At 63.3% G+C, this 7,173-nt stretch carries 7 protein-coding genes; 6 read left to right on the top strand and 1 reads right to left on the bottom strand.

What is annotated here, in order from left to right:
* The 6 genes from Y88_RS19740 to Y88_RS17740 form a co-directional block, all read left to right on the top strand.
* A partial coding sequence (locus Y88_RS19740) for a cold-shock protein (RefSeq protein ID WP_040702662.1) occupies positions 1 to 542 on the top strand: 542 nt, incomplete at its 5' end.
* Positions 543 to 728: 186 nt separating this feature from the next.
* A complete protein-coding gene (locus Y88_RS17765; RefSeq protein ID WP_008071775.1) occupies positions 729 to 1,922 on the top strand; it encodes an aspartate aminotransferase family protein in 1,194 nt (397 codons plus the stop codon).
* Positions 1,919 to 2,845, top strand: coding sequence for an ornithine carbamoyltransferase (gene argF, locus Y88_RS17760; protein ID WP_008071774.1), 927 nt, complete (start codon positions 1,919 to 1,921; stop codon positions 2,843 to 2,845). Before Y88_RS17765 ends, argF begins: the two co-directional genes overlap by 4 nt.
* A gap of 14 nt (positions 2,846 to 2,859) precedes the next feature.
* Complete coding sequence (hslO, locus tag Y88_RS17755; RefSeq protein WP_008071773.1) at positions 2,860 to 3,786, top strand: Hsp33 family molecular chaperone HslO; 927 nt, start codon at positions 2,860 to 2,862, stop codon at positions 3,784 to 3,786.
* Positions 3,787 to 4,415: 629 nt separating this feature from the next.
* Positions 4,416 to 5,132, top strand: coding sequence for a 7-cyano-7-deazaguanine synthase QueC (gene queC / locus Y88_RS17745; protein ID WP_018075564.1), 717 nt, complete (start codon positions 4,416 to 4,418; stop codon positions 5,130 to 5,132).
* Entirely contained in the window at positions 5,095 to 6,678 is a 1,584-nt protein-coding gene (locus Y88_RS17740) for an MFS transporter (RefSeq protein ID WP_157132689.1), read from the top strand. Before queC ends, Y88_RS17740 begins: the two co-directional genes overlap by 38 nt.
* A 295-nt stretch (positions 6,679 to 6,973) precedes the next feature.
* Here Y88_RS17740 and Y88_RS17735 read toward each other — a convergent pair.
* Positions 6,974 to 7,173 (bottom strand): OmpA family protein (locus Y88_RS17735; protein WP_040702661.1); only part of this gene is annotated, 200 nt, incomplete at its 5' end.

The following is a 7,173-nucleotide window of genomic DNA, read 5'->3' as shown; positions in this document are numbered from 1 at the left end:
GTGGCGGCTTCGGCGGCCCGCGCGGCGGCGGCGGCGGTGGCGGCGGTATGCCGGCCCAGGTCGTCGGCACCGGCAAGGGTGTCGTCAAGTTCTTCAACGCCCAGAAGGGTTTCGGCTTCATCCAGCGTGAAGACGGTGGTGAGGACGTGTTCGTCCACATCAGCGCCGTTGAACGTGCAGGCCTCGAAGGCCTCGCCGAAGGCCAGCAGCTCCAGTTCAACCTCGTCGATCGTGGCGGCAAGATCTCGGCGGCGGACCTTCAGGTCGTCGGCGACGTCATCCCGGTGCAGGCCAAGGCTGCCAGCCCGCAGCGCCAGCTCACCGGCGAAAAGGCCACTGGTACGGTCAAGTTCTTCAACTCGATGAAGGGCTTCGGCTTCATTACCCGTGACGACGGCCAGCCCGACGCATTCGTGCACATCAGCGCGGTGGAACGCTCGGGTCTTCGTGAACTGAACGAAGGCGACAAGCTCGAATTCGACCTCGAAGTCGATCGACGAGGCAAGCATTCGGCTGTCAACCTGGTGCCGCGTCAGGACTGACCCATCCGATACGCTTGCCTGTCCGGGCATTTGACCGGACTTTAGCAGCATTGTAATCGCGCGCAGATGGCGGCCCTTCAAAAGGGGCCGCCATTTGTCGTTTGCGATTCCCCGTGCTGTTCCTGGTGCTGTTCGCTGCCTCTTTTTCCCCACAATCCATTCGGTTTTCGTAAGCAGGAGTATGCCATGTCGATCACCCCGTTGATGCCCGTCTATCCCCGGTGCGGCGTCCGTCCGGTGCGAGGTGAACACTGCCATCTGATTTCCGAAGACGGCACACGCTATCTCGATTTCGCCAGCGGCATTGCCGTCAATCTGCTGGGCCATTCGAACGAACATCTGATCGGCGCGATCCAGCGGCAGGCCGCGACGCTGATGCATGTATCGAATCTCTACGGCAGCCCGCAGGGGGAAAAGGTCGCGCAGCGCCTTGTCGACCTGACCTTCGCCGACACCGTGTTCTTCACCAATTCGGGCGCCGAAGCGGTGGAATGCGCGATCAAGACCGCGCGTGCCTATCACCAGTCGGTGGGCAATCTCGACAAGTACGAGCTGATCACTTTCAACAACGCTTTCCACGGGCGCACGATGGCGACGATCAGCGCGTCGAATCAGGAAAAGATGCACAAGGGCTTCCTGCCCCTGCTGCCCGGATTCAAATACGCCCCGTTCGACGACCTTGCTGCGGCCGAAGCCCTGATCGGGCCGAACACGGCCGGTTTCCTGGTCGAGCCGATCCAGGGCGAGGGCGGGGTTCGCGATGCTTCGCCCGAGTTTCTCGCCGGCTTGCGTGCGCTTGCCGACAAGCATGACCTCATGCTCATTTTCGACGAAGTGCAGTGTGGCGTCGCTCGTACCGGCACCTTCTATGCCTATGAACAGTATGGCGTCGTTCCCGACATTCTGGCGACGGCAAAGGGTATCGGCGGCGGTTTCCCCGTCGGCGCTTGCCTTGCCACCGAAAAGGCGGCGCGCGGCATGGTCGCCGGGACCCACGGCAGCACCTATGGCGGCAATCCGCTGGCGATGGCGGCGGCCGAGGCCGTGCTCGACGTGGTTGCCAACGATGAATTCCTCGCTCAGGTGAAGGCGACCGGCGAACGCCTGCGCAGCCGCCTCGAACAGTTCATCGGCAATTATCCCGACATGTTCGAACTGGTCCGTGGTCGCGGCCTGATGCTGGGCTTGAAACTGCGGATCGAGCCGCGGGCGTTTGTGGCGCATCTGCGCGACAACCACCAGTTGCTGACCGTGGCGGCGGGCGACACCACTCTGCGTATCCTGCCTCCGCTCGTCATCGACGACAGCCACATCGACGAATTCATGGAAAAGCTGTCTGCCGGTGCGGCCAGCTTCGAGGCAACGGAACCGGCAGCATGACGCGGCATTTCCTCAATCTTTCCGATGCGGGCGCGGATGCGCTCAAGGCCATTCTCGGTGACGCCGTGGCGCGCAAGGCGGCTCGGCAGGGACTTCCCAAGGGGCGCCCCGATGCCGATGCTCCGCTTGCCGGACATGTCCTGGCCATGGTCTTTGAAAAGAACTCGACGCGTACGCGCGTGTCGTTCGATGTCGCCATGCGGCAGCTCGGCGGCAGTGCGGTCATTCTCGAGGCCGGTTCGACACAGCTCGGACGCGGCGAAACCATCGCCGATACCGCCCGCGTGCTGAGCCGCATGGCCGATGCGATCATGCTGCGTACCGACGACCATGCCAAGGTCGAGGAACTGGCTCATTATGCCACCGTCCCGGTGATCAACGGCCTGACCGACCTGTCGCATCCCTGCCAGATCGTTGCCGATCTCCAGACGGTGATCGAACGGGGCAAGCCGCTGGCCGGACTCGAATGGGCATGGCTGGGCGACGGCAACAATGTGCTCAATTCGATCGTCGAGGCCGCAGGGCTTGCCGGTTTCAACCTGCGCATCGGCGTTCCCGAAGGCTACGACAGCGATCCGGGCTTCATTGCCCGCGCGCAGGCGGCCGGATCGACGATTCGCGTCACCCGCGATGCGGCCGAAGCGGTTGCCGGGGCCGATGTGGTGGTCACCGACACGTGGGTGTCGATGGGCCAGGCCCATGCCGAGGAAAAGCTCGCAGCGATGGAACCGTTCCAGGTCAATGGGGCGCTGATGGCAAAGGCGGCTTCGGACGCGGTGTTCCTGCACTGCCTGCCTGCCCATCGCGGCGAGGAAGTGACCGACGAGGTGATCGACGGCGCGCAGTCGGCCGTCTGGGACGAGGCGGAAAACCGCATCCATGCGCAGAAGGCGATTCTGCGCTGGGCTTTCGGCCAGATCTGAACGAGACGGGCACGATGACCGCAGAAAACGAAACCGGATTTGACCGCACGCTGCGTTTCACCGTGCCCCATCGTGACGCGCGCGGGCGCGTCGTGCGACTGGGGCCGGTGCTCGAAACCGTGCTCCAGACCCACGCCTATCCCGCCCCGATTCGCAACCTTCTGGCCGAAGCTCTGGTCCTGACGGCCCTGCTGGGCTCGCTGCTCAAGGACGAGGATGGGCAGCTTACCATGCAGGCGCAGACCAACGACGGGGTCATCGACCTGCTCGTCTGCGATTATCGCAATGGTGAGCTGCGGGGCTATGTTCGCCATGACCGCGCGCGTCTTGACGAACTCGGTCCCAATCCCTCGCTCCATTCGCTCTTCGGCGACGGCTATCTCGCCGTGACGTTTGACCTTCCGGCGACTGGACAGCGGTATCAGGGGATCGTTCCCCTCGAAGGCGAAACGCTGGCGGCGGCGTGCGAGAGCTATTTCTTCCAGTCGGAACAGGTGCCGACCCTGATTCGCGTCGCGGTCGATACCAGCGGCGGGCGCGCCATTGCCGGTGGCCTGCTCTTGCAGCATCTGCCGGAAGGGGAAGAAGGGCGCGAACGGCTCCATGCCCAGCTCGACCATCCCGAGTGGCAGCATATCTCGGTCATGGGCGGGTCGGTCCGTCGCGACGAATTGCTCGATCCCGAACTCTCGCTCGAAGCTCTTGTGTGGCGCCTGTTTCACGAAGAGCAGGAAGTTCGCGTGGATCTCGGGCCACAACTCGTGCGCGGCTGCCGTTGCACCGCCGACTATTATCGCAATGTCCTTGCCCGCTTCGGTGCCGAGGAGCGCAAGGCGATGGCCGACGAGAAGGGCGATATCGTCATCGACTGTTCGTTCTGCTCACGCCTCTTCGCGATCCCGCTTGCGGAAACGGAAGGTCCCTCGGCCGCGGAAGCTTGATTTGTCGAATCGAGCAACTGATCGCGCAAGAAGAACACTTTAACGTACAGGGCATGTCTCTATAGTGATCACCGTCGATCGATCGAGGGTGATCACGAATGCCTCTTGTTGCGCTTTTCCAAAGGGTTGCCCGTGCCCGTCCGAGCGGGTCGATCGTCCGGGCGCTGGCCCTGTCCGCCTTGCTCGCAGGGGCGTTCCCAGGGGCACTCCCAAGGGCACTCTACGCCGGGGTTCCTGCGCCGTCCGGGCCTGCCATGCTTGCCCGGATCGAGGGCGGACAATGGGAAGTGCGCGATCGCAGTTCCCCCGATGATCGCGCTTTGCTCTGCATCGCGGACGGACGCGGTTTGATCCAGTTGCGGCATCAGGGACAGGCCTGCCGGTCCTTCATTGTCGAGGATACGCCCCGTCGGGTGACAGTGCACTATGCCTGCGCCGGTGAGGGCTATGGTCAAACAACCGTTCGTTTTGAAACGTCGCGGGTGGTGAGGCTTGATGCGCAAGGCATAGCCGGGGGATTGCCTTTCGCTTTTTCTGCTGACGCGCGCCGGATTGGTGAATGTGAGCGTCCCAAGCCTCGTCCCCGGCACAGCATTGCCAAGCGCCATCGGGCGCGCTAGCCCCGAACCATGACGGCAACCGACAACAGTCCAAACCATCCCCGCCGCGCGGTCGTGCTTCTGTCCGGGGGACTTGATTCGATGGTTTGTGCGGGCCTTGCCCGCGAGCAGGGCTTCGAGGTCCTTGCGCTGACGTTCGATTATAATCAGCGGCATCGGGTGGAGCTCGACGCCTCGCGCAAGGTCGCAGCCAGAGTCGGGGTCGAACGCCACGTCATCCTGCCGCTCGACTTGCGGCAGTTCGGCGGGTCGGCGTTGACCGATGACATCGCCGTACCCAAGGACGGGGTGGGCGAGGAAATTCCGGTCACTTATGTTCCGGCCCGCAATCTCGTGTTTCTTTCGCTGGCGCTTGCCTGGGCGGAAGCGGCTGGTTCTTCCGATATTTTCATCGGCGTCAATGCGCTCGATTATTCGGGGTATCCCGATTGCCGGCCGGAATTCATCGGCGGGTTCGAGGCGCTGGCACGGGTGGCGACAAAGTTCGGCGACAAGGGCGGAAATGTGAAAATTCACGCGCCCTTACAATACCTTAAAAAAGCCGATATAGCCCGCGAGGCAGTTCGCCTCGGGCTGGAGACCGGGGAGAGCTGGTCCTGCTACGATCCCTTGCCCGATGGTCGGGCCTGCGGCTTGTGCGACAGCTGCCGGCTTCGCCGTGCGGGCTTCAAGGAAGCGGGGATCGAGGATGGAACAGACTACGCCGCAGGAGACGAAGCAGCCTGACGAGAGGGCGTGCGTGCCGGAAGAGGAATCTCCCGGACCGGCCTATGGCTGGTACGCTCTGGGCGTGCTGGTTCTGGTCTATGCGCTCAATTTCATTGATCGCCAGATGCTCACGATTCTGGCTGTCGACATCAAGCGTGATCTGCATATTTCTGACGCGCAGTTCGGCTTTCTTTACGGCACTGCGTTCGGGGTGTTCTACGCCCTGTTCGGCATTCCGTTGGGCAAGCTTGCGGACCGCTGGCCGCGGACCCGTCTGTTGGCGATCGGGTTGGCGACATGGTCGACGATGACTGCTGCATCGGGCCTGGCCTGCAATTTCACCCAATTGGGGTTCGCGCGCATCGGCGTCGGGGTCGGAGAGGCGACGGCGGGGCCTTGCGGGTATTCGCTGCTGGCTGACTATTTTCCGCCGCGCCGTCGGGCGACGGCTGTCGCGATCTATTCGGCCGGTATCTATCTCGGGGGCGGGCTTGCGTTGTCGATCGGCGCGGGATTGGCCCATGCGTGGGATCATGCCTTTGTCCTCGGTGCGCGCCCGCTCGGGCTCGCAGGCTGGCAGGCAGCTTTTCTCGGCCTGGGTCTGCCCGGTCTCGGGATGTCCTTGTGGGTCAGCAGCCTGAAAGAGCCGCGTCGGGGCCGCCATGAAGTGGGGCACCGGATCATGGAGATGTCCGGACGGGATGCCTTGCGGGCGTTCGGTCGGGATGTGGCGACGATCGCGCCGCCTTTCACGGTGTTCATGGCGGCTCGGCGCGGCGTGAAGGCTTTGGTGGTGAACCTCTTGCTGCTTGCCGTTTGTGCGCTTGCTGCCTGGGGGCTGACCGAATGGCTGGGCGACATGCCGCAGTGGATCGTGCTCGGGATCGGGGTCTATGCGGTCGTGTCCTGGACACAGTCGCTGCGTCACGATGATCCTGAAGCTTATGGTGCGATCTGGCAGAACCCGGCGGTCGTCGGGATCAATATCGGTTACGGTCTCACGTGTGCGCTGACATATGCGGCGACGGCGTTCGGCCCGCTTTACGCGATGGAAGTGCTCCACGCACCCGCCAACGAGGTTGCCCTGATCGTCGGTGGCGGCGGGGCGGCCGGGGGCGCGCTGGGGGTGATCGCCGGGGGCGCATTGGGTGACCGGCTTTCGGGGGGCGTGTACCATTCCCGCCGTCTTGTGGTCGTGCTTGGCGCCCTTTCGCTTGCGATGATCGCCTATGGCTTCCTGATGGCCACTGGATCGGCGCATGTCTTTTACTGGATCGTGTTCCCGCTCTGGTTTCTTTTGAGCGGGGCGCTGGGGAGCGCGGCTGGAACGATCGTCAATATCGTGCCTGCCCGTGTCAGGGCGACGGCGACGGCCTCGTTCTTTCTCGGCGCGACCTTGCTTGGCCTTGCACTTGGTCCTTATGTCACCGGCCGCCTTTCGGGGGCGTGGCATTCGTTGTGGGTCGGGCTGACCGGCATCCTCGTGGTCATGCCGTTTTCGTTCGCTTCCCTCGTGATCGCCTGGCGTCATCTGGTCCGGCAGGAGCGTGCGAAGGGTTTGTGATCGGGGTGTGAGGCCGCGCGCCGCTTGAGTGAAGCGACCTGCAATGATGTAGGTCCATATGAAGTCGGGGAAGGGGCATTCCATCTTTTCCGGTGCTCTGCCCGACAGCGCGATGTTCATGCGTTCGCAAGCCGTGCCAAGGCGTTTGATGGAAAATTCCGGCACGGGATAAGTGCCGCCATCCGCGTCCTGTGAATTCCGCAGCAGTCTCAAAGAAAAAGGGCCGGATTGCTCCGGCCCTTTTCCTTGTGTCCTGTCCTATCCGGACCTCGCGAAGAGGTCCGGATATTTCGGATCAGTTGCCCGAACCCGGACCGTAGGTGATTTCCACGCGACGGTTCTGCAGTTCGCGAACGCCGTCGGCGGTCGGAACGCGCGGGTTGGCTTCGCCGAAGGCCTTGGTGGCGATTTCGGCGGCCGGGATGCCGTGAGCGGTCAGGTAAGACTGAACCGAAGCGTTGCGGCGAGCCGACAGGCCGAGGTTGTACTTCACCG

This window comes from Novosphingobium nitrogenifigens DSM 19370, assembly GCF_000192575.1.
Lineage (GTDB): Bacteria > Pseudomonadota > Alphaproteobacteria > Sphingomonadales > Sphingomonadaceae > Novosphingobium > Novosphingobium nitrogenifigens.
This window is presented reverse-complemented; position numbering and strand designations above follow the sequence as displayed.